The following is a 19,585-nucleotide window of genomic DNA, read 5'->3' on the forward strand; positions in this document are numbered from 1 at the left end:
GCGTCACAGGGGGCGACCGATGAGCACCCGCCTAGCGCGCTCGGCCTCGGCTTCGACGGCGATGGCTGCGACGTCTCGGCCTCCGGTAGCCATCGCCTCCGTCCCCCAGATTTCGATCTGCGTCAGCGCCGGAAAGGGCGAGCTGTCTTCCGCCTTGATCAGGCCGTGCAGCTCTACCCACTCGACGATACATGGCTCTATCGAAAAGCTCTGGGCGGCGCCTGATTTCACCAGCGGAAAAGCGGAGGTCCTGCCATTCGAAAAGGTGACGCTTGCCTTTTCCCACCAGGAATCATGCGGAAAATCCGCCCGGAGATAAAAGACGATCTCATCGATCCGGACCGGCCGGCCGAATTCCACCGTCAGCGCGGCTTGAGGATCGCGATTGATGCCCCAGCTCGTATAGGGCCAGAAGCCGTGATTGTCGTTGGCCTTTTCACCATCGATGGCGTTGCGCGCCGCGAAAGCCGCCTCGCCGCGGGTTTCCACATTGGCCCGCACATGCGGAAAGAGCGTGCGGTTGGCATGATCGTCCCAAGGGTTCAGAGCGAGATTGCGCCTTTGAGCGATCTCCCCGGGCCGAGCACATCTTGCTGAAAGCCGGTGGATATCGCCCTTGAAGGCGTTCGGCGAATAGGACTTTCGCCTGTCGCTGAAGGGCACGGCAAGCGAGTAGGCACCTTCCCTCATGTAGGCGAGGGCGGGATGGACCGCGTTGTCCAGCGCGAGGAAGACATGCCCCGGCTCGGAAGCCTCAACGATGACGCAGTCACCCTCGCTATAGCTCTGTCGATAGACCAGAAACGTCTCGTCCTGCCCTGTCGAGTTCGCCAGCAAGAACCCATCGGCATCCACGATCTTCAGCGTCAATTCCATGCTCGCTCTCCTCAGACGATCCGCAACGAAAGGCGCTTGCCGACAAGCGGCACGCGCAGACGGAAGAGTTTTTCGGGCCAGGCCGATCTCAGCCTAGTGTCATCTACCTCGATCTCGTCGATTTCGATTTTCCCGGCGCCATCGACGACGATGCTGCCGAGATCGGCGAGATCGATCCCCTCGGGTGTTATGGTCGGCGCGACGCACGTCATTAGCGACAAAACCGCCGGTCTGTCTCCGTCGAGGGTATCGACGATCTCGACATGGCGACCCCGTTGCAGGGAGACAGCGCGCCTGTAGCTGCGCACGTTCGCTTCCGGGGGATAGGCGCTCGCTATATCGAGAGAGATGCGCGCCTCGCTGTCGCCAAATTCGACTTCGACATCGCGTGCGCCGTAGGCTTCGCCGGCGGACTGCATGACGCCTTCGAAGGTGGGTAGGTTGTGATAGGCCGATTGCATCGTCCATATCTCGTAGCGCCGCGGCGAAAAGGTCTTGGCCGTATAGGTTTCGACGCCGACGTCGATCAGGAAGGGACGGCCGTTCTTGTAGAGCGTGACGCTGCCGACATCGTTGTGATTGTGGCCCTCGCCGTTGTTGCCGGCCTTGACCGCGAGGGAAAACTGCCCATCGCGGGCGATGAACAGGCCGATGCCGGGATAAAAGATATCCCGCCCGGATGCCGGCCGCAGTTCCGCGGCAGGGATCATATGACCGGCCAGCAGCTCCTGCACGCGGTACCAGAGGTTCCATTCGCCGGGCAGATGCGGGGTCTCGGCAGTCGCCCGGTCGGCTGCGGCGAACGCCGCCAGCATCTCGGAACCAACAGCCTTGCCGAACAGGTATTCCCGTGCGCTGCAAGGCTCGACCACCGCGGAGGAATCCGCAAAGTTGAAATAATGGCGGCCGGCGACATGCATGTTGGCGATGTATTCGGCCATATTGCGGATCTTCGGCTGCTGCCAGATCCCGTCGAACAGGCCGGGCGCCACGCTATCGAGTACGGTCAGTGCGCCGTTCAGGCAGAGTGCGGCATGGCGATAATAGACCACGCCCTCCTCGCAGGCCCCGTCTTCGGCATAATCCTTGAGGAAAGCATCGAGACTGCCGAGCGCTTTTTCGACGACGGCGCGGCGCGTCGGCTGATCCGTCTTCAGCGAGAAGGCCGTCAACAGGATGTTCTGGGTTATCCAGGCCGTCCAGTTGTTCATCCGCTCTTTACCATTGCCCATCCACCAGAAATGCCGGCCGAGATAGGGCGTCAGGATGCGGGCTTCGATCTCGCGTTTCACACGCGCCGCAACCTCCGGGCTGATGCCGTCGACCGCGTCGCCAAGGAGAGCGACGATCGTCGCCAGAAGGGCCGCCGTTTCGGCGGCGAAGAGATCGACAACCGGCTGCGAAGTATCGGGAAGCGGCAAACGCGGGCCGCCGCGCCCGTAGGCATTATGCGCAGGAAGCTGCCAGCCGCTCTCCTCGGCAATCAGGAAGATGCCGTCGACAATCCCAGGCAGGAACCGCCCAGCCGCTTCGACGAGTTCGCCCAACACCAGATCATTGAGCATCCGCCGGCGCGTGAAATATAGCGCCTCGAAGCGCGAGCGGTTGCCGGTCTGCGTGTACTCCCGGTAATCGGCGGCGGTGATGAGAGGCCAGGCGCGCGCAAAAGTGGCTTCGGCATCGCGCACGACCACATCCCGCACCGCCTGCGGCACCGCATTCCATCTCTCGCGATCGAAGTAGGTAGATCCCGGCGTGAAATCGCTGAGGACGTCCGGCAACTCCCCTGAAATCTCGCTGAACATGTCCCTCCCCGCATTGGAAAATGCCTCGACGGCGCATCGACCTGATGCTCACCTATCATATGTTTCTGGCGTTCGCCATAAAATTTGTATGATCTATTCAGAACTTGTTTGACCAATAACGGAGATGTGCTATGTCCGTTGGCAGGAGGTAGAACAGGCGGCGCCCACCCGCCCAAACGGCTCTGGGTTTAAGCTAGAGAATCCCGACGGCCGCCAGCCGCAGAATGCCCGCCCAGGAGGAAGCATCGGTGTCCATATCGAATTCGGTCATCGCTAGGGATAGCGCTCCGGCAGTTTCACGCCGGAAGATCACCGTCCTGTCCAAGCGCCAGCGCAAGATCCGCAATGCGCTTGTCGCCTATTCGTTCATCGCGCCGAATTTCCTCGGTTTCGCGGTCTTCACGCTCGGCCCGATCCTGTTCGCCTTCGCACTTGCCTTCATGCATTGGGACGGCTCGAATGCGATCACATTCGCTGGCCTCGACAATTTCTGGCGGCTCTTCGACGACAAGGCCTTCATCGCGGCGTTCTGGAACACGGTCATCTATACGGTCGCCTCGGTGCCGGCGACGCTGCTTTGCGCACTCGGCCTCGCCGTTCTTCTCAACCAGAAGATCCTGGGACGGAATTTCTTCCGCACGGCGATGTTCTTTCCCTATGTCGCCTCGCTGGTGGCCGTCGCCGTCGTCTGGAACATGATCTTCAATCCCGAGATGGGACCGGTGAACATGATCCTCTACACGTTCGGTCTCGACCCCAAAAACATGCCGGGATGGGCGGCCGATCGCCACTGGGCGATGGTCACGGTGATCCTCTTCGGCATCTGGAAGAACATGGGTTATTACATGGTCATCTATCTGGCCGGCCTGCAGGGGATCAATGCGGAACTCTATGAGGCGGCCGATCTCGACGGCGCCAATTCCTGGCAGAAATTCATCCATGTCACCGTGCCGCAGCTCGGGCCGACGACCTTCTTCGTGACCGTCATGCTGACGATCCAATCCTTCAAGGTGTTCGATCAGATCTTCATGATCACCCAGGGCGGCCCCGGCACTTCGACGCTGGTCCTCGTCTATCACATCTATAACGAGGCCTTCATTTCCTGGGATCTCGGCTATTCCAGCATGGTTTCGCTGGTGCTGTTCTTCCTCGTGCTCGCCGTCACGGTCTTCCAGTTCCGCCGCCAGAGGGAGGACGAGGCATGAGGATCGCCGGACGCAAAGTGACGACCGGGACGATCGCGATTTATGCCATCGTCATCGCCGTCACGCTCATCATGCTGATGCCATTCGCCTGGATGCTCTCGGCATCGCTGAAGCTCAGCCGCGACGTCTTCGCCTTTCCGATCGAGTGGATACCGGCCGAGCCGCAATGGCAGAACTACGTGGATATCTGGACGAAGATCCCGCTCGCCCTCTTCATCTACAATACGTCGAAACTGACGATCATCGTCACGCTGCTGCAGCTTCTGACCTCCAGCTTTGCCGCCTACGCCTTCGCGAAGCTGAATTTCCCTTACAAAAATACGCTGTTCCTCGGCTATATCGCCACCATCGCCATGCCCTGGCAGGTTTATATGGTGCCGCAGTTCCTGCTGATGCGCGAATTCGGCCTGAACAACACGCATCTGGCACTGATCTGCCTGCAGGCCTTCACCGCCTTCGGCGTCTTCCTGATGCGGCAGTTCTACATGTCGATCCCGACCGAGCTTTGCGAGGCGGCCCGCATCGACGGCATGAACGAGTATCAGATCTGGGCGCGCATCATGCTGCCGCTGTCGAAGCCCGCGCTCTCGACACTGACGATCTTCACCTTCGTCACCACCTGGAACGATTTTCTCGGGCCGATGATCTATCTCACCAAGACCGAGCTGAAGACCGTGCAGATCGGCCTGCGCATGTTCATCTCGCAATATTCGGCCGAATACGGGCTGATCATGGCGGCTTCCGTCGTCGCGCTCATTCCGGTCCTCATCGTCTTCCTTGTTCTGCAGCGCTTCTTCGTCGAGGGCATCGCCTCGACCGGATTGAAGGGTTAAGCCATGAACGCCGTTTCCTCCGTTGCCCCCCAGCCGATTACCGACGAGGAAGTGAACACCGCGCTCGATATTGCCGTCGAGCAGGTCAGGCGCAATCTGCCTGAGTTCACCCATGCCTCGCAAAACCATTCGAGCGTCAAGAATTTCTATCCCCCCGTGGCGAACGACCAGTGGACCGCGGGCTTCTGGCCGGGCGAGCTGTGGCTCGCATTCGAACACAGCGGCGACGCGGCTTTCCGGGAGGCGGCACAGATCCAGGTGCAATCGTTCCTGCATCGGATCGTCAATCGCATCGAAACCGATCATCACGATATGGGGTTTCTCTATTCGCCCTCCTGCATCGCCGCCTGGAAGCTCGTTGGCGACGAGGATGGCCGCAGAGCCGCTATCCTGGCCGCCGACCAGTTGATCGAGCGTTTCCAGCCGATCGGCCAGTTCATCCAGGCCTGGGGCCGCAAGGGCAAGGCGGAAGAATACCGCTACATCATCGATTGCCTGCTGAACCTGCCGCTGCTCTACTGGGCAAGCCGTGAGACCGGCGATCCGAAATACCGTGAAATCGCGCTTATCCACGCCCGCACGACGCTTGCCAACTCGGTGCGGCCGGATGATTCCACCTATCACACCTTCTACATGGACCCGGTGACCGGCGCTCCGGTGCGCGGCGCCACCAAACAGGGCTACAGGGACGACAGCGCCTGGGCGCGTGGACAGGCCTGGGCAATCTCCGGCATGGCGCTCTCCTATCGTTACGAGCGGATCGAGGAATATCGCCAGACCTTCGAGCGGCTGCTTGCCTTCTATCTCAACCGGCTGCCGGCCGACATGGTGCCCTATTGGGATCTGGTCTTTTCCGACGGCGACGGCGAGCCGCGCGACAGTTCGTCGGCGTCGATCACCGCCTGCGGCCTGCTTGAAATGGCCGAACTCGTCGAAGTCGAACAAGCTGAGCGTTACCGCACGCTGGCGCGCCGCATGATCAAGAGCCTGGCCGACCACTATGCGGTCAAGGATCCCACTGTTTCCAACGGTCTGGTGCTGCATGCCACCTATTCGAAGAAATCGCCGTTCAACACCTGCCGCGGCGAGGGCGTCGATGAATGCGTCTCCTGGGGAGACTATTATTACATGGAAGCTTTGACGCGCCTTTCGCGTCGCTGGTCTTCCTATTGGTGACCTCAGGAGAACCCGATGGCCAGCATTTCGCTTAAAGAGCTGAACAAATCCTACGGCGCGCTCACCGTCGTCCACGATATCGACCTTGAGATCGCCGATAAGGAATTCATCATCCTGGTCGGCCCCTCCGGCTGCGGAAAATCGACGACGCTCAGGATGATTGCCGGTCTCGAGGAAATCTCCGGCGGCGAGCTCAAGATCGGCGGCGATGTCATGAACGATGTCCCCTCCAAGGATCGGGATATCGCCATGGTCTTCCAGAACTATGCGCTCTATCCGCATATGACCGTCTACAAGAACATGGCCTTCGGCCTGCAGCTCAGAAAGGTGTCGCGTGACTTCATCGATGCCCAGGTGCAGGATGCTGCCAAGATCCTCGACATCACCCATCTCTTGAACCGCAAGCCGAAGGCGCTTTCGGGCGGCCAGCGCCAGCGCGTCGCGCTCGGCCGTGCCATGGTTCGCAATCCGGCCGTCTTCCTTCTCGACGAGCCGCTTTCCAATCTCGATGCCAAGCTGCGCGGCACGATGCGCAGCGAAATCACCAAGCTGCATAAGCGCCTCAACGCCACCTTCATCTACGTCACCCATGACCAGGTGGAGGCCATGACCATGGCGGACCGGATCGTCGTCATGAAGGACGGCCACATCCAGCAGGTCGATACGCCGCAGAACCTCTACGACCGCCCCGTCAACATGTTCGTCGCCGGCTTCATCGGCGCGCCGCAGATGAACATGCTGCCATCGACCATTCACCGCCGCGGCGACGGCTACGTCGCCGTCTTCGACGGCCGGGAGCTGCCGCTGCCCGATCATTTCGACAAGAGCAGGATCGCACCCTATGAGGGGCGCGAACTGGTGCTCGGCATCCGTCCGGAGAATTTCCACGAACTGCCGCCGGCCGACATCCCACCCGAGAACCTGGCGCCGCTGAAGGCGGTGGTAGAGCTTGCCGAACCGATGGGCTCGGAAGTGCATCTGAACATGGTGGCCGGCGGGCGCAATCTCATCGCCCGTGTGTCGCCGCGCTTCCGGCCCGATATCGGCGAGGAAGCGACGCTCACCGCCGACATGAGCAATGCGCAGTTGTTCGACAAGGAAACGGAACGCTCGATTCTATACTGAGCGCCTGGGGAAACGACCATGCAGTGGTTGCGGGACATGTGGACGAAGGAGGGGCCGGGCATCGCAAAGGATGCGCCTGCAAAGACCGGCCTTGCCCTGTTTACCGAGATCCTCGTCCGCGAATGGTGGGAGATGGTCAAGCTCAACATCCTGTTCATCCTGGCTTCGCTCTTCGTCGTGACGTTGCCGGCAGCACTCGTCGCCATGGCCCGCGTCTCCGTGGAATTGGTGGAAGATCGCAACACCTATCTGCTGCGCGATTTCACGGAAGGCTTTCTCCGCTATTTCTGGCGCGCCACTGCTTGGGGCCTGGCGCTGGCGGGAGCGCTCGCCATCTGTATCCAGGCGATCCTGACCTATGCCGCCGGCGCGCGGGACAATTTGATGTTCGCCGCACCACTGACGATCGCCCTTGTCGCCACCGCTTTCGTCGCCGTGCTCGCCTGCCACCTCGTCGTTCTAATGATGATGCGCGACCTGCCGGCACTGCGGCTCCTCCGCCTGGCTGCGCTCGCATCGCTTGCCCGCCCGCTCCCGGCGCTTGCTGCACTTGCCTTCAACGCCGGGCTGTGGCTGGCGCACATTCTCTTCTATCCGGTGTCGGCGTTCATGCCGGCAACCTTCAATTTTTCACTCGGAATGTTCGCCGTCGCATTCGGCGTCCATCGGGCAGCGGTCATGGTTCTGGACCTGCCGCCGCACCGTAAACCGCATGCACGAAGCGCTTCATAAAATAACTGATCCAGGGAAGGAGAACAGGAATGTATCTGGATAAATTCGGGAGGACGGTGAAACTTGCCGTGGCGGGTTTCACGCTGGCAGCAACGACGGCCGGCGCAGCACTTGCCCAAGACGCCGTGACGCTCAAATGGGCTTTGTGGGACTGGGACAAAACAGCCTATTACAAGCCGCTGATCGAGGCCTATCAGGCCAAGCATCCGAACGTGAAGTTCGAGCCGATGGACCTCGGCTCGCAGGACTATCAGCAGATGATTTCGACACAGCTGACCGGCGGCTCGAAAGACATCGACATCGTCACCGTCAAGGACGTGCCGGGCTATACCAATCTGGTGCGCGCCGGCAATATCGCCGATCTGAGCGGCTTTGTGAAGGATCAGAAGATCGACCCGGCGCCCTATGGCGGCCTGATCGAGGAACTGACCATCGACGGCAAGATCTATTCCCTGCCGTTCCGCTCCGACTTCTGGATCGTCTATTACAACAAGGACATCTTCGATAAATCAGGCGTCCCCTACCCCACCAATGACATGACCTGGGCGCAATTCGACGCAACCGCCGAGAAGCTCACGGGCGGCATGGGTACCAACAAGACCTATGGCGCGCTGCTGCATACCTGGCGGTCGACCGTCCAGCTGCCCGGCATCCTCGATGGAAAACACACGCTCGTCGATGGCGACTATGCCTTCCTCAAGCCTTGGTACGAGCGGGCGCTCACCCTGCAGAAGGATGGCGCCATTCCCTCCTATGCCTTCCTGAAAACGTCGAACACGCATTATTCGGCGCTGTTCTTCAATGGCACGATCGGGATGCTGCCGATGGGCACCTGGTTCGTCGGCACTCAGATCGCCAAGGTGAAATCGGGTGAATCGAAGAGCAAGAACTGGGGCATCGTGAAATTCCCGCATCCGGACGGCGTTGCAGCCGGCACGACGGCTGCGCAGATCTCGGGCCTCGCCGTCAACGCCAATTCCGAGCACAAAGATGCTGCCCTCGACTTCATCAAGTTCGTCACCGGTCCGGAGGGCGCTGCCGTCATCGCATCGACCGGCACCTTCCCGGCGCTCAAGACGGCTGATGTCAGCGCAAAGATCGCGGCAACACCCGGCTTCCCTGCAGACGCGGCCAGCAAGGAGGCGCTGACACCGTCGAAGGCCTATCTGGAAATGGCGGTCAATCCGAACGCCGCCAAGATCGAGGTCGTGCTCAACCGCGTCCATGACGCGATGATGACCGACAACACCTCAATCGACGACGGATTGAAGGAAATGACCGAAGGCGTGAATGCCATCAAGTAAGCCTCACAAGATGCCGGTGGCCGCGGACCAGCATCTGGCCCGCGGCCAATCTGTTTTGAGAAATTTCGAGCTGACGATGATCTATGATCCCGCAAGGGCCAATCCGCTTTTCGGCAATCCCCTGAAGACACGCGACGACCTCGCCAAGGCTGTCATCGACCTCTTCGAGCCACTGCTGCCATATTTTTCCGAAGGCGGCGCCCGCGTGCGCCTTGGTGCCACCGGCGCGATCTTCGACAGGGCGGCTGCGGACCTGGAGGGATTTGCGCGACCGCTCTGGGGCATCGTTCCGCTTGCCGCCGGCGGGGGCCATTTCCCGCATTGGGATCTCTACCGGCGCGGGCTCGCAAATGGCACCAATCCCACTCATCCCGAATATTGGGGCGATCTCGCCGACCGCAACCAGCGGCTCGTCGAGCTTGCCGCCGTCGGCTTCGCGCTGGCGCTGGTGCCTGAACACATCTGGGAGCCTTTGAGCGATAGCGACAGGAAGACGGTCGCCACCTATCTTGTCGCGGCGCGGGACCTGGAATTTATCGACAACAACTGGAAATTCTTCCGCGTCCTTATCGATCTCGGGCTGGAGCGCGTGGGTGTGGCGTTCGACCACAGGAAAACCCTCGCCTATCTCGATGAGTTGGAAGCTTTCGATCTCGGCGAAGGCTGGTATCGCGATGGGCCGGTGCGGCGGGTCGACCATTACATTCCCTTCGCCATGCATTTCTACGGCCTGATCCATACCGTGCTGGCGCACGGCGATGAGGCACGCAAGGACCGCTTCCGCAACCGCGCCCGGATCTTCGCCAGGGATATCCGCCATTGGTTCGGTCCCGATGGCGCTGCCCTTGCCTTCGGCCGCAGCCAGACCTACCGCTTTGCGGCCGGCGGCTTTTGGGGCGCGCTTGCCTTTGCCGGCGTCGAGGCGCTGCCCTGGCCTGAGATCAAGGGCTATTACATGCGTCATATCCGCTGGTGGTCGCCGATGCCGATTGCCGAGCGCGACGGCATTCTCTCCATCGGCTACTGCTATCCGAACCTCTTGATGAGCGAGAGCTACAATTCGCCCGGATCGCCCTATTGGGCGCTGAAATTCTTCCTGCCGCTCGCTCTTTCAGAGGATCATCCCTTCTGGGCCGCGGAGGAAGCGCCGCAGCCGGAATTCCCGGAGCCGGTTGCCTTGAAACCGGCGGGTATGGTCGCCATGCACACACCGGGAAATGTCGTCGTGCTCTCCTCCGGCCAGCAGCACGACAAGATGCGCGGCGCCAACGAGAAATATTCGAAATTCGTCTACTCCACCCGCTACGCCTTCAACATCGAAGCCGACGACCGGAATTTTACCGCCGCAAGCTTCGACGGCATGCTCGGCCTCTCCGACGACGGCAGCCACTTCCGCATGCGCGAAATCCTCGAAGAGGCGCTGATAGCAGGCGACCAGCTCTATTCGCGCTGGCGCCCCTGGAACGATGTCGTCATCGAAACCTGGCTGCTTCCCGCCAATCCCTGGCACATCCGCATCCACCGCATCGCCACGCCGCGCGCCCTCAGCACCATCGAGGGCGGCTTTGCGATCGCACGCGCCGATTTCAATGCCGATCGATCCGAACAGGGCGAGGGCCGGGCCGTCTGGTACGGACAGGCGGATGTCAGCGCGATCATCGACTTATCGCCCAATCCGAGAACCGGCCATGCGATGAGCCCGATCCCGAACGTCAACCTCATCCACGCCAAGACCCTGCTGCCGCAGCTGCGCGGCGAAATCGGCCCAGGAACCACGGTGCTCGTCACCGCGGCGATGGCTCTGCCCAGCCGCGAGAACTGGCCAGAGGCGCTCGCCAATCCGCCGGCTTGCCCGGAGCTTCAGCAGGTCGAGCGGCATTTCCGTGACAGAGGCGTGCGTGTGCCAGCCTTTGCTCTCTGATGGAGCTGACCAAGCCGCAGATAAAGCACGGCCTTGTTTCAATGCGGTGCATATAGGCCTTCAGATCAAATGGTCGGCGCTCGATCATTCCAGAACCTCTGCCATCTCATGCGCGGCGCGCGCATCCGATTGTAAGATCGATGCATCAACCGATATCGAGAGGTCAATTCGACCCTCAAAGGCCATGGCCGGAAAATGAAGAGCGGCCAAACCGGCAGAACATCATAATATTTTTGGATTACTTAAAATAACTATATTTATTTCTTCCGAACGCAGACCATCATAACTCATTCAATGCCAATATTATTGACTGAGATCCAGCTGAACATGGTGATATACTCCGCTTTCATTTGAAGATCATGAGAGGAGGAGAATGCAATGCCGACCATAATGATCTGTCACGATGTCAAAGACCCGAAACACTGGCTCGCCTCACCTGTTCGCAAGCAGGTATTGGAGCCCGTTGGCGTCACGAATATTCGCACCTTTACAGACCCTCAAACGTCCAACCGTGTTGGTTTGGTCATGGACGTGGCAGACATGGAAAAGTTGATGGCCTTCATGCAGACCAAGGCCGCGGCTGATGCCATGGCGACTGACGGCGTCTTGCCCGAGACCATGAGGTTCCTGGTTCAATCGTAATACACATTTCGACCAGACTCGGAAATGCAACGCGGGAGGATAACATGACGACGTTATTCGTGAGGCACGAGGTCTCCGACTATACCAGCTGGCGCAAGATATATGATGCGTTTCATCAAGTGCAAAAGGCCAATGGAGTTACGGCGGAAGCCGTCTACCGGGCTACCGACAATCCGAACGACATTACTGTTACACACGAATTTGCCACGCTGGAAGCGGCTCAAGCCTTCAGCAAGCTGGAAGAGCTGAAGGCGGCAATGAGCAAGGGAGGCGTGCTCGGCACTCCGACCGTCTGGTTTGCCAATAAAACATGAAATAGGCCAACGCCCCCGGTGGTGCGTTCGACGCGCCGGTCGCCATTACCAGCCAACGAGGTGCTAGCGGCCGTTGCCGATGTCGCGCAGGAGATCCAGGCCGCGCTGGTATTTTTCCGTGTTCTTGCCGGCTTGTTCGGCCTGACGGAGATTATCTTCGAGGTCGGCCTGTTTGACCGGTAGGGCCAGCGGGTTTGATGCCGCACGTCTGACAAAGTCGTCGTCGGCCTCGTCGGTCCGCCGTGTCAAAGCATCCACCGCGGAGATAATCGCCGGAGGAAAGCCTTCCTCCCTCAGCCTGTCGAGCGTCCACCCGTTTCCCTTCTCGGCAACGTCATGAAGGTATGCCACCGTTCGTGTCTCGTCGCCGGAAACGAGAAGTGCGACCCGCTGGCAGTGCTCGAAGTACGGCCGGTCGGTCTGATCAGCCTGCCCTTCATGTGCGTCCAGAGCGATCTGGATGGCGTGGTCAAGATGCTGCATAAGATTACGGCCCTTCGGTCGTCCTGATCTTCCGCTGGGACGGTTTTTCGCCTGTCGTTATCTCGATATCAGGCACAGCCTTCGCGCCCTGGCGAAGACTTTCTGCCGGTCGCCGATCGAGATCATCGCTCTCGCCGGCGGCTTGAAGCAGTGCCGCATCATCCCTGTCGTCTTCATCGAGCAGGTCCTGCAGCGTCTCGTGCTCATCCTCGCCTGCCAGTTCATCGCAGGCTTGCAGCCAATGGCGCTGGTCCGCGCCATCCGGACGGCCCTCAGCCTCCCAGATTTCGTAGGCACGGCGACGGATCTGCTCGTGCTTGTCTATAGCCATGATCACCTCCAAGCAGATTTGAATGAGCCGGTCAGGGCGTATTGATGGTTGGAAGAAAATCCTCCACCAGTTTACGCTTATCCTTTGAAAGCGTCTCCACCCGTTCCTTCCAGAACCGTTCGGCTTCCGGCGGATCCTCTTCCCATTGGCGGACACTGGTAATGTTGTCGTCAATTTTGGACCGGCGGCGGCCGCCGAGGCTGAGATATTCCTTCGCAAGCTTCAGGCTTGGGGTTTCGGTGTCGCTGCCGTCGCCGATGACCGCGCTGACGTTGCGGCGGGCATTCTCAAATGTCCTTAGACGATCCTTCTCGGTCTGCTGCGTGTCGGCGGAGCGTGCGTCGTCAGTGCCGCTATCGGGCACAGTGGATTTGGACGTCATACCGGTCCTCCCTTCATTCATGCAAAAGATGTTGCTATCCGATAACCCTCGCCGATAGCGAGAGTTCCAACCTGTCGCAATGATTTGAGCGGAGCACCGCTTTAGGCGAGGATCGAGCCGAGCACTGGCCGGCGATCCCAGCCATCAATGAACGGCCATACTCATCATCCGATAGGGGTGCACGGCTTCGAACTGCGAGACCATCGCCGTTGCCTGCAGCAACACCCGCTCGGCATTCTCAAGATCGTCACGGGCGAGTTCGTCGGCGTTGAAACGAAGCGCTTCCGCCAAGTTGTTGGAAAGTTCTGCAAAATGCATATCGCCTTCGACAAGGGCCTCACGTGCCGTGTCTTCCAGCGTTCGAGCGATATCGACGAAGATTTCCTCGCGTTCCTCAATGCTAAGATCTTTGATTATACTGGTCATCTCTTCCATGTCGCGCACTCCAAAAGACGTGGGCCAAAAGACTTGGGGCCAAAAACTTGGGGTTGAAGACGTAAGGTGGTTACCGAGTTCATCCCGTCGTCTTTATTTCGAACGCGGGAGCCGATCTTCGGTTCCCTGGAGGGGCGAGACTGTGACGCCTCAGTGTCGACATCGCTCGCCGCGCGATCGACACGCCCGCACGCCGGATCGGAAGGCTCAGACGTCGTCAGGTCGCAGGAGCGACTGCTCCTCCCCGGCGCGCGCTGGCCTTCGTCAACTCAGCAGGAATTCGAGCTCCTTACGCCGTCCATCGCGACAGCGGCGGGTGCCGCGAATTGACAAGGATGTGATCTTCGGCACATTCCTGGGGGAATGATTCCACGCCTCCGGCCCAACGCTTCAATCTCCCTTCCCCCCGCGGATTTCTTCCAGCGGCTCGTCGAGGCAGGATTCGGCGGCGACATCGAAAGCGGCGCGGCAAGCCGAACCGTGTTTTCGACCGACAACTCCATCTACCAGGTCGAGCCGGCCGGCATCCTCTTCCCGAGGGGCATTGAAGACCTGCAGGTCGTGGCGGCCGTGCTGTCGGAACCGGCATTTCGTCATCTAACCGTGGCGCCCCGCGGCGGCGGCACCGGCACGAACGGCCAATCCCTGACATCCGGCGTCGTGGTGGACTGTTCGCGGCATATGACGTCCCTCCTCGAGATCGACCCCGTCCGACGGGTCGCGCGCGTCCAGGCGGGTGTCGTCAAGGATCAGCTGAACAGGGCGCTGAAGCCCTACGGTCTCTTTTTCGCGCCCGAACTCTCGACCTCCAATCGCGCCACCATCGGCGGCATGATTTCCACCGACGCCTGCGGCCAGGGTTCCTGCCTTTACGGCAAGACCAGCAACCACGTGCTCGGATTGCGCATCGTGCTTATGGACGGCTCCGACTTTTGGTCGCGCTCGCTCGACGCTGAGGCGCTCGAAGAGATCGCTGCTCGAGAGGATCGCATCGGCGAGATCCACAGGACGGTCGATCGGATCGCCCGGGAAAAACATCAGCGGATCGCCGAGGTCTTCCCGAAGCTCAACCGCTACATGACCGGCTACGACCTCGCCCATATAAGGCGCGGCGACGGACGCTTCGACCTCAACGCCGTTCTCTGCGGTTCGGAGGGAACGCTTGCAATGATCGCCGAAGCCGAAGTCAACCTTCTGCCGATCCCCGCTTATGCGGCGCTGATCAACATCCGCTACGGCGACTTCAACACCGCCCTGGAGGATGCCCGCAACCTTGTGGCGTTGAACGTCGCCTCGGTGGAAACGGTCGATGAGAAAGTTCTCGGCCTTGCCAGAGCCGATATCGTCTGGACCGGCATTGCCCGCTTCTTTCCGGACGATGCAGCTGGAACGACCAACGGCATCAATATCGCCGAAGTGCTCGCCGATGATGAAGAGGAACTCGAACGCAAACTCGCGGATGTGACCACCGCCCTCGACACGGGTGCGAATCCACGCCATGCCGGCTACACGATCGCCCGGGGCCACGCGGACGTCGAGGCGATCTGGTCGATGCGCAAGCGAGCGGTCGGCCTGCTCGGAAATGTGGAGGGGCCGGTCAGGCCCGTCGCCTTCGTCGAGGATACGGCCGTGCCGCCGGAAAACCTTGCAGCCTATATCAGTGAATTCCGCGCGCTTCTCGATAATGCCGGCCTTTCCTACGGCATGTTCGGCCATGTCGATGCCGGCGTCCTGCATGTGCGGCCGGCGCTCGACCTCACCCGCGACGACCATATCGGGCTGGTTCGCGAGGTCAGTGACGCCGTCGTGGCGCTTACCCGCAAATATGGAGGCGTGCTCTGGGGAGAGCATGGCAAGGGCGTACGTTCAGAATATGTGCCGGAATTTTTCGGCGATCTTTATCCCAGCCTGCAGGAGATCAAGCGGGCTTTCGATCCGGAAAACCGGCTCAATCCGGGCAAGATTGCCACCCCTGCCACTGAGGCACTGACCAAGATCGACGATGTTCCGCTGCGGGGAGCGACCGACCGCATTATCGGCAACGAGATCCGCTCCGCCTTCGACAACGCCGCCTATTGCAACGGCAACGGCGCCTGTTTCGATTTCGACGAAACGAGCCCGATGTGCCCCTCCTACAAGGCGACACGCGATCGGCGTTTTTCGCCCAAGGGCCGCGCCGCGCTGATGCGGGAATGGCTGAGGCTGCTTGCCGAGAAAGGCGTCGATCCCCGCCAGGAGGCGACGCGCCTGCGGCGAAGCGTCCCGCTCGCAAGCCTCGCGCGGCGCGCCTTCAACTCGCTCAACCCAGCAAACCGGGACGACTTTTCCCACGAGGTGCGCGCCGCGATGGACACGTGTCTGGCCTGCAAGGCCTGCGCGGGACAATGTCCGGTGAAGGTTAGCGTGCCCGCCTTCCGCTCGAAATTCCTCGAACTCTACTACGGACGCTACCTCCGTCCGCTGAAGGATCCGCTGGTCGCGGCGATCGAAATCACCCTGCCGCTGGTCCGGCGCATCCGGCCGGCCTACAACCTGGTCGTCGGCACGCCGGCCGGCCGGGCGATGATGCGCATTGCCGGGCTGACCTCCCTGCCGCGGCTGCCGCAAATCTCGCTCGCGAAGGAAGCCGCCCGCCTCGGCGTGCCGCTTGCGACGCCGCAAATAATCGAAGCCCTGTCGCCGGGTGAACGGCAGCGCAGCGTCGTCTTAGTCGCCGACGCTTTTACCGCCTATTTCGACCCGGATGTCGCGCTTGCCGCCATCGGGCTCGCCAGGAAAATCGGGCTCACGCCCTTCCTTGCGGCATCCCACACCAATGGCAAAGCCCTGCATGTTCATGGCTATCTCGGACGCTTCGAGGCAGCGGCCAAGCGGACAGCGCGCTATCTCGAGCGACTGGATTCGACAAGCGTGGCGCTCGTCGGGCTCGATCCGTCGATGACACTCGCCTTTCGCAGCGAATATAAGGGCATATCGAAGGCGACCGTCCTCCTCCCTCAGGAATGGCTCACCACCAACCTCGATCGGCTCGCCGCCTCGCCTTCAACGGCTGAAGGCAAAAGCTACCGCTTGATGGCCCATTGCACCGAGCGCACCAACGCGCCTGCCTCCGTCGCGCAGTGGCAAAAAGTGTTCGAGAGCCTCGGCGTCGATCTTCAGGCAGCGCAAACCGGCTGTTGCGGCATGGCCGGCACTTTCGGCCACGAGGCCCGCAACCGGCCGATCTCCGAACGCCTCTATGCGATGAGCTGGAAGCCCGAGCTTGATGCGGCCGGGGAAGCCGATATCCTGATGGCAACCGGATATTCCTGCCGCTCGCAGGTCAAGGAAATCGACGGCAAACGCATTCCGCATCCGCTTCAGATCATCGACCGGATAATGTCTGGAAGCTCCGACATCTCGCAATAGCTGGGCGCTCTTGCCTCGGAGGAACGGAACGGCTTCAGCAAGCAGCGCCTGACGAGACTTTCATGACGATGATGTCAGCCCGGGCGCCGTCAGGATGGTTTCCCCCGAAGCACGGTCATCTGTTCGTGCTGTACCTCATTCGCATCGTTCAGCACCGCGCGCCAAAGCCTGTTGCCGAGCCGAAGCGATACCCGCTTGGTGCCCTCGTGTTCAGCAGTGCCGATTTCCACGGTGCTGACGAGGGAGCCATGTCGCATGTGACGACGGAGATCGGCCAGCGACAATCCGAACCGTTCCGCGAGTTCGGCTGAGTCCAGAATAAAATCCCCGTTCGGATCGCGCTCGATCAACATTGGCTCATTCTCCCCTCTGCGTGACGACCCACGACCACCGCTCAGGCCACGGCCGAGATTGGGGTGCTCTCATTCGGCAGCAGCCGCGCCACTGCGCTCAGAAGATCGGTCTGCGAGATCAGGCCGAGGATCCGGTGGTCGTCATCGATAATAATGACGGCATGTGTGCGCCCATCCGTCAGAACGGGCAGCAGCGACAGGGCCGGGTCCGAAGGCCTAGCCACCGCTGGCTTTGAAATTGCGCCAGCAATCGTATCAATGCTCATCGACAATTCCCGCAAGCCGACGCTGCCGATCAGACGGCCCTCCGGGTCCTTTACCGGCAGCGTGCGGATATTGTGCTTCAAAAGCAGGTGCCGTGCGGCATCCGGTTCTGCAGCTTCGCTGACGGCGATCACGTCGCGCGACATGATATCGGCACAGCTGATCTTGCCGTTAGAGCGGATCGTCGCCTGCAGCTCGACCTGCTGCAGCAGCCGGCCGAGATCGGCGCGATCGATGTCGAAGGTTTCGTCGAGCGCTGCGAGGGCGGCATCGACATCCTCCTCGCGGAAACCCACCCGCACGGCAGACGGCAGGTCGATCGTTTGATGGGTGTTCTCCGCGGGTTTGGGAACCACATGCGGATAGTTCCGCCGGGAAAGCTTATGGAACAGCAGGCCGAGGCCGACGAGAATGCAGGAGTTCAGGGCGACCGGCACGAAGGGAAAGAGGAAACCCCAGCCGGCGACGACAGGGCCGCCGAGCACGGCGGTCAGCGCTGCGGCGCCTCCCGGCGGATGCAGGCAGCGCGTGAAAGACATGGCGCCGATGGCAAGCGACACTCCGACGCCGGTCGCGATGATCGGATCGCGGATGAAATAGGCGGCAATGATACCCATCAGGGCGGAAATCGTATTGCCGCCGATGATCGACCACGGTTGCGCAAGCGGGCTGGCCGGCACCGCGAAAAGAAGCACCGCGGATGCCCCCATCGGCGCGACGATCAGGGGAAGATGCGGCCCCTGCCCGAACAGATAACCGCTGATGACGCCGGTAAGACCGATGGCCACCAAAGCGCCGAGACATGCGATCAACCGCTCGCGTAAGGTCGCACCCGCCAAAATCGGTGAAAACAGACGGAAGCGACGGAAGCGGCTCGGTCCCACCTTCGGGGAAACGGGATACTGCATGACAAGACCAATTTTGAGCGAGGATTATCTGGCGGACTGAAGGAAGATCTGAGAGCTAGTTTGTTGCCAGCCTGATATCTCTGCCTTTTGTCGCGCTCAGGACTTCGTGGAATGCATTGAATGCGCTGGGGCGATCATTCTTGCGATAGACCAGCAGCGTCTCGACAGGCCCGAGCTGGTGGGTCTGGACGGATGTCGGCCATGGCATGAGGTCGAGAACGGATCTCGGCATGATGCCGGCGGCGTTGCCGGCCGCAACGCTCGCCAGGATCGCATGGTAGGAGCCATGCTCGCTCGTCGGCAGGGCCCTCGATTTGCGCGCCCAGTGTTCGGCAATCCTGCGATAGGTGCAGCCGGGTTCCAAAGCGGCAAGCGCCCCGACACGGAGGTCGGCGGCGGATTTGATCGCCGGATGCCCGGAGGGCAGCACGATCAACAGGTCTTCGACAAAGACCGGCTCCATCTCCAGCGCCTTGAGCTCAGCATCGAACCCGACGTCCTCCTCGCGCATCGCCTTGGGCGGACGGGCAACCAGCGCACAATCCAGCGCATCGCTGACGACGGCGCAGGCGAGATCGCGGGATGCACCCATCGTCAGCTGAAGCGACACATCAGGCCACATCCGGTTGAATTGGGTCAGCGCCGCCGGCAGCCTGCTGGCGGCCGTGCTTTCCATCGTGCCGACGCGCAATGTTCCCGACGGAGCAAGAGGTCGCACGGCCTGGCGCGCTTCGAGCGCAAGCGCCATCAGCCGGTTGGCGTAGGCAAGGAACGTCTCACCCTCCCGCGTCAACGTCATCTTCTTGCCGTCACGGCTGAAGAGGGAAACGCCGAGATCCTCCTCCAACTGCTGGATGCGTGTCGTCACATTTGACGGCACCCGCCCGACGGCCTTGGCAGCCTTGGTCACGCTGCGATCGCTGACAACAGCGAGAAATATTTCGATCGACGAAAGGTCCAAAAAAGATCTCGTTTCCGGAATTAACGGGGAAGATAATTCTCTATATAAAAATCATTGTCGCAGCTCAAGTCGTATCACGATATAATCGTACGGCTGAAGCGAAGCCGTGAACGGCTGCCGAAAAAAG

Annotated in this window: 19 protein-coding genes and 1 pseudogene; 10 read left to right on the forward strand and 10 right to left on the reverse strand. The window is 60.7% G+C overall.

The window, feature by feature from the left end; translation table 11 throughout:
• Nucleotides 1-3: 3 nt before the first annotated feature.
• On the reverse strand, nucleotides 4-876 hold the full coding sequence (locus tag RLEG4DRAFT_RS62840; RefSeq protein ID WP_003575863.1) for a hypothetical protein: 873 nt from the start codon (nucleotides 874-876) through the stop codon (nucleotides 4-6).
• 11 nt (nucleotides 877-887) lie between these two features.
• Nucleotides 888-2,681 (reverse strand): heparinase II/III domain-containing protein, encoded by a 1,794-nt coding sequence (locus RLEG4DRAFT_RS62845; protein ID WP_003575861.1) that lies wholly within the window; start codon nucleotides 2,679-2,681, stop codon nucleotides 888-890.
• A gap of 224 nt (nucleotides 2,682-2,905) precedes the next feature.
• Between RLEG4DRAFT_RS62845 and RLEG4DRAFT_RS62850 the strand changes: the two genes are divergently transcribed.
• From RLEG4DRAFT_RS62850 to RLEG4DRAFT_RS62880, 7 genes are all read left to right on the forward strand, one after another.
• On the forward strand, nucleotides 2,906-3,886 hold the full coding sequence (locus tag RLEG4DRAFT_RS62850) for a carbohydrate ABC transporter permease (RefSeq protein WP_245277931.1): 981 nt from the start codon (nucleotides 2,906-2,908) through the stop codon (nucleotides 3,884-3,886).
• Nucleotides 3,883-4,719 carry a carbohydrate ABC transporter permease gene (locus tag RLEG4DRAFT_RS62855; RefSeq protein WP_003575857.1) on the forward strand — a complete coding sequence of 279 codons (837 nt, stop codon included), beginning with the start codon at nucleotides 3,883-3,885 and terminating at the stop codon, nucleotides 4,717-4,719. The genes RLEG4DRAFT_RS62850 and RLEG4DRAFT_RS62855 overlap by 4 nt, the downstream gene beginning before the upstream one ends.
• A gap of 3 nt (nucleotides 4,720-4,722) precedes the next feature.
• Nucleotides 4,723-5,895, forward strand: a complete 1,173-nt coding sequence (locus RLEG4DRAFT_RS62860) for a glycoside hydrolase family 88 protein (RefSeq protein ID WP_003575854.1) — start codon at nucleotides 4,723-4,725, stop codon at nucleotides 5,893-5,895.
• A gap of 15 nt (nucleotides 5,896-5,910) precedes the next feature.
• Nucleotides 5,911-7,020, forward strand: a complete 1,110-nt coding sequence (locus tag RLEG4DRAFT_RS62865) for an ABC transporter ATP-binding protein (protein ID WP_003575852.1) — start codon at nucleotides 5,911-5,913, stop codon at nucleotides 7,018-7,020.
• Nucleotides 7,021-7,038: 18 nt separating this feature from the next.
• Nucleotides 7,039-7,752: a YesL family protein gene (locus RLEG4DRAFT_RS62870; RefSeq protein WP_003575851.1), complete on the forward strand. Its 714-nt coding sequence runs from the start codon at nucleotides 7,039-7,041 to the stop codon at nucleotides 7,750-7,752.
• 29 nt (nucleotides 7,753-7,781) lie between these two features.
• The gene (locus RLEG4DRAFT_RS62875) at nucleotides 7,782-9,056 is read left to right on the forward strand and encodes an ABC transporter substrate-binding protein (RefSeq protein ID WP_003575849.1); all 1,275 of its coding nucleotides are present in this window, start codon (nucleotides 7,782-7,784) and stop codon (nucleotides 9,054-9,056) included.
• Nucleotides 9,057-9,132: 76 nt separating this feature from the next.
• Nucleotides 9,133-10,977, forward strand: coding sequence for a DUF2264 domain-containing protein (locus tag RLEG4DRAFT_RS62880; RefSeq protein WP_037093441.1), 1,845 nt, complete (start codon nucleotides 9,133-9,135; stop codon nucleotides 10,975-10,977).
• Nucleotides 10,978-10,984: 7 nt separating this feature from the next.
• On the opposite strand, the pseudogene RLEG4DRAFT_RS62885 reads toward RLEG4DRAFT_RS62880, so the two are convergent.
• Nucleotides 10,985-11,065 (reverse strand): annotated as a pseudogene (locus RLEG4DRAFT_RS62885) (HIT family protein); the annotation flags it as partial.
• A gap of 290 nt (nucleotides 11,066-11,355) precedes the next feature.
• Between RLEG4DRAFT_RS62885 and RLEG4DRAFT_RS62890 the strand changes: the two are divergent.
• Both RLEG4DRAFT_RS62890 and RLEG4DRAFT_RS62895 read left to right on the forward strand, forming a co-directional pair.
• Nucleotides 11,356-11,619: a hypothetical protein gene (locus RLEG4DRAFT_RS62890; protein ID WP_003575844.1), complete on the forward strand. Its 264-nt coding sequence runs from the start codon at nucleotides 11,356-11,358 to the stop codon at nucleotides 11,617-11,619.
• A 44-nt stretch (nucleotides 11,620-11,663) separates the two neighbouring features.
• On the forward strand, nucleotides 11,664-11,933 hold the full coding sequence (locus RLEG4DRAFT_RS62895) for an antibiotic biosynthesis monooxygenase (protein WP_003575842.1): 270 nt from the start codon (nucleotides 11,664-11,666) through the stop codon (nucleotides 11,931-11,933).
• A 63-nt stretch (nucleotides 11,934-11,996) separates the two neighbouring features.
• On the opposite strand, the gene RLEG4DRAFT_RS62900 is transcribed toward RLEG4DRAFT_RS62895, so the two are convergent.
• The 4 genes from RLEG4DRAFT_RS62900 to RLEG4DRAFT_RS62915 all read right to left on the reverse strand — a co-directional run bounded on the left by RLEG4DRAFT_RS62900 (nucleotide 11,997) and on the right by RLEG4DRAFT_RS62915 (nucleotide 13,564).
• Nucleotides 11,997-12,416 carry an HD domain-containing protein gene (locus RLEG4DRAFT_RS62900; protein ID WP_003575840.1) on the reverse strand — a complete coding sequence of 140 codons (420 nt, stop codon included), beginning with the start codon at nucleotides 12,414-12,416 and terminating at the stop codon, nucleotides 11,997-11,999.
• A gap of 4 nt (nucleotides 12,417-12,420) precedes the next feature.
• A complete protein-coding gene (locus tag RLEG4DRAFT_RS62905) occupies nucleotides 12,421-12,747 on the reverse strand; it encodes a DUF2934 domain-containing protein (RefSeq protein WP_003575839.1) in 327 nt (108 codons plus the stop codon).
• Between the two features lie 31 nt (nucleotides 12,748-12,778).
• Nucleotides 12,779-13,129 (reverse strand): hypothetical protein, encoded by a 351-nt coding sequence (locus tag RLEG4DRAFT_RS62910; RefSeq protein WP_003575837.1) that lies wholly within the window; start codon nucleotides 13,127-13,129, stop codon nucleotides 12,779-12,781.
• A gap of 144 nt (nucleotides 13,130-13,273) precedes the next feature.
• Nucleotides 13,274-13,564 (reverse strand): hypothetical protein, encoded by a 291-nt coding sequence (locus RLEG4DRAFT_RS62915; protein WP_003575835.1) that lies wholly within the window; start codon nucleotides 13,562-13,564, stop codon nucleotides 13,274-13,276.
• Nucleotides 13,565-13,927: 363 nt separating this feature from the next.
• Between RLEG4DRAFT_RS62915 and ydiJ the strand changes: the two genes are divergently transcribed.
• Nucleotides 13,928-16,972, forward strand: a complete 3,045-nt coding sequence (gene ydiJ, locus RLEG4DRAFT_RS62920; protein WP_003575833.1) for a D-2-hydroxyglutarate dehydrogenase YdiJ — start codon at nucleotides 13,928-13,930, stop codon at nucleotides 16,970-16,972.
• A gap of 89 nt (nucleotides 16,973-17,061) precedes the next feature.
• Here the strand turns inward: ydiJ and RLEG4DRAFT_RS62925 are convergent, their stop codons facing one another.
• The 3 genes from RLEG4DRAFT_RS62925 to RLEG4DRAFT_RS62935 are packed head-to-tail and all read right to left on the reverse strand — an operon-like array spanning nucleotide 17,062 to nucleotide 19,458.
• Entirely contained in the window at nucleotides 17,062-17,325 is a 264-nt protein-coding gene (locus RLEG4DRAFT_RS62925; RefSeq protein ID WP_003575831.1) for a DUF6522 family protein, read from the reverse strand.
• 41 nt (nucleotides 17,326-17,366) lie between these two features.
• Nucleotides 17,367-18,497: an HPP family protein gene (locus RLEG4DRAFT_RS62930; protein ID WP_003575829.1), complete on the reverse strand. Its 1,131-nt coding sequence runs from the start codon at nucleotides 18,495-18,497 to the stop codon at nucleotides 17,367-17,369.
• A 55-nt stretch (nucleotides 18,498-18,552) separates the two neighbouring features.
• Nucleotides 18,553-19,458 (reverse strand): LysR substrate-binding domain-containing protein, encoded by a 906-nt coding sequence (locus RLEG4DRAFT_RS62935; protein ID WP_003575827.1) that lies wholly within the window; start codon nucleotides 19,456-19,458, stop codon nucleotides 18,553-18,555.
• Nucleotides 19,459-19,585 lie beyond the last annotated feature (127 nt).

The organism is Rhizobium leguminosarum bv. trifolii WSM2297, from assembly GCF_000271845.1.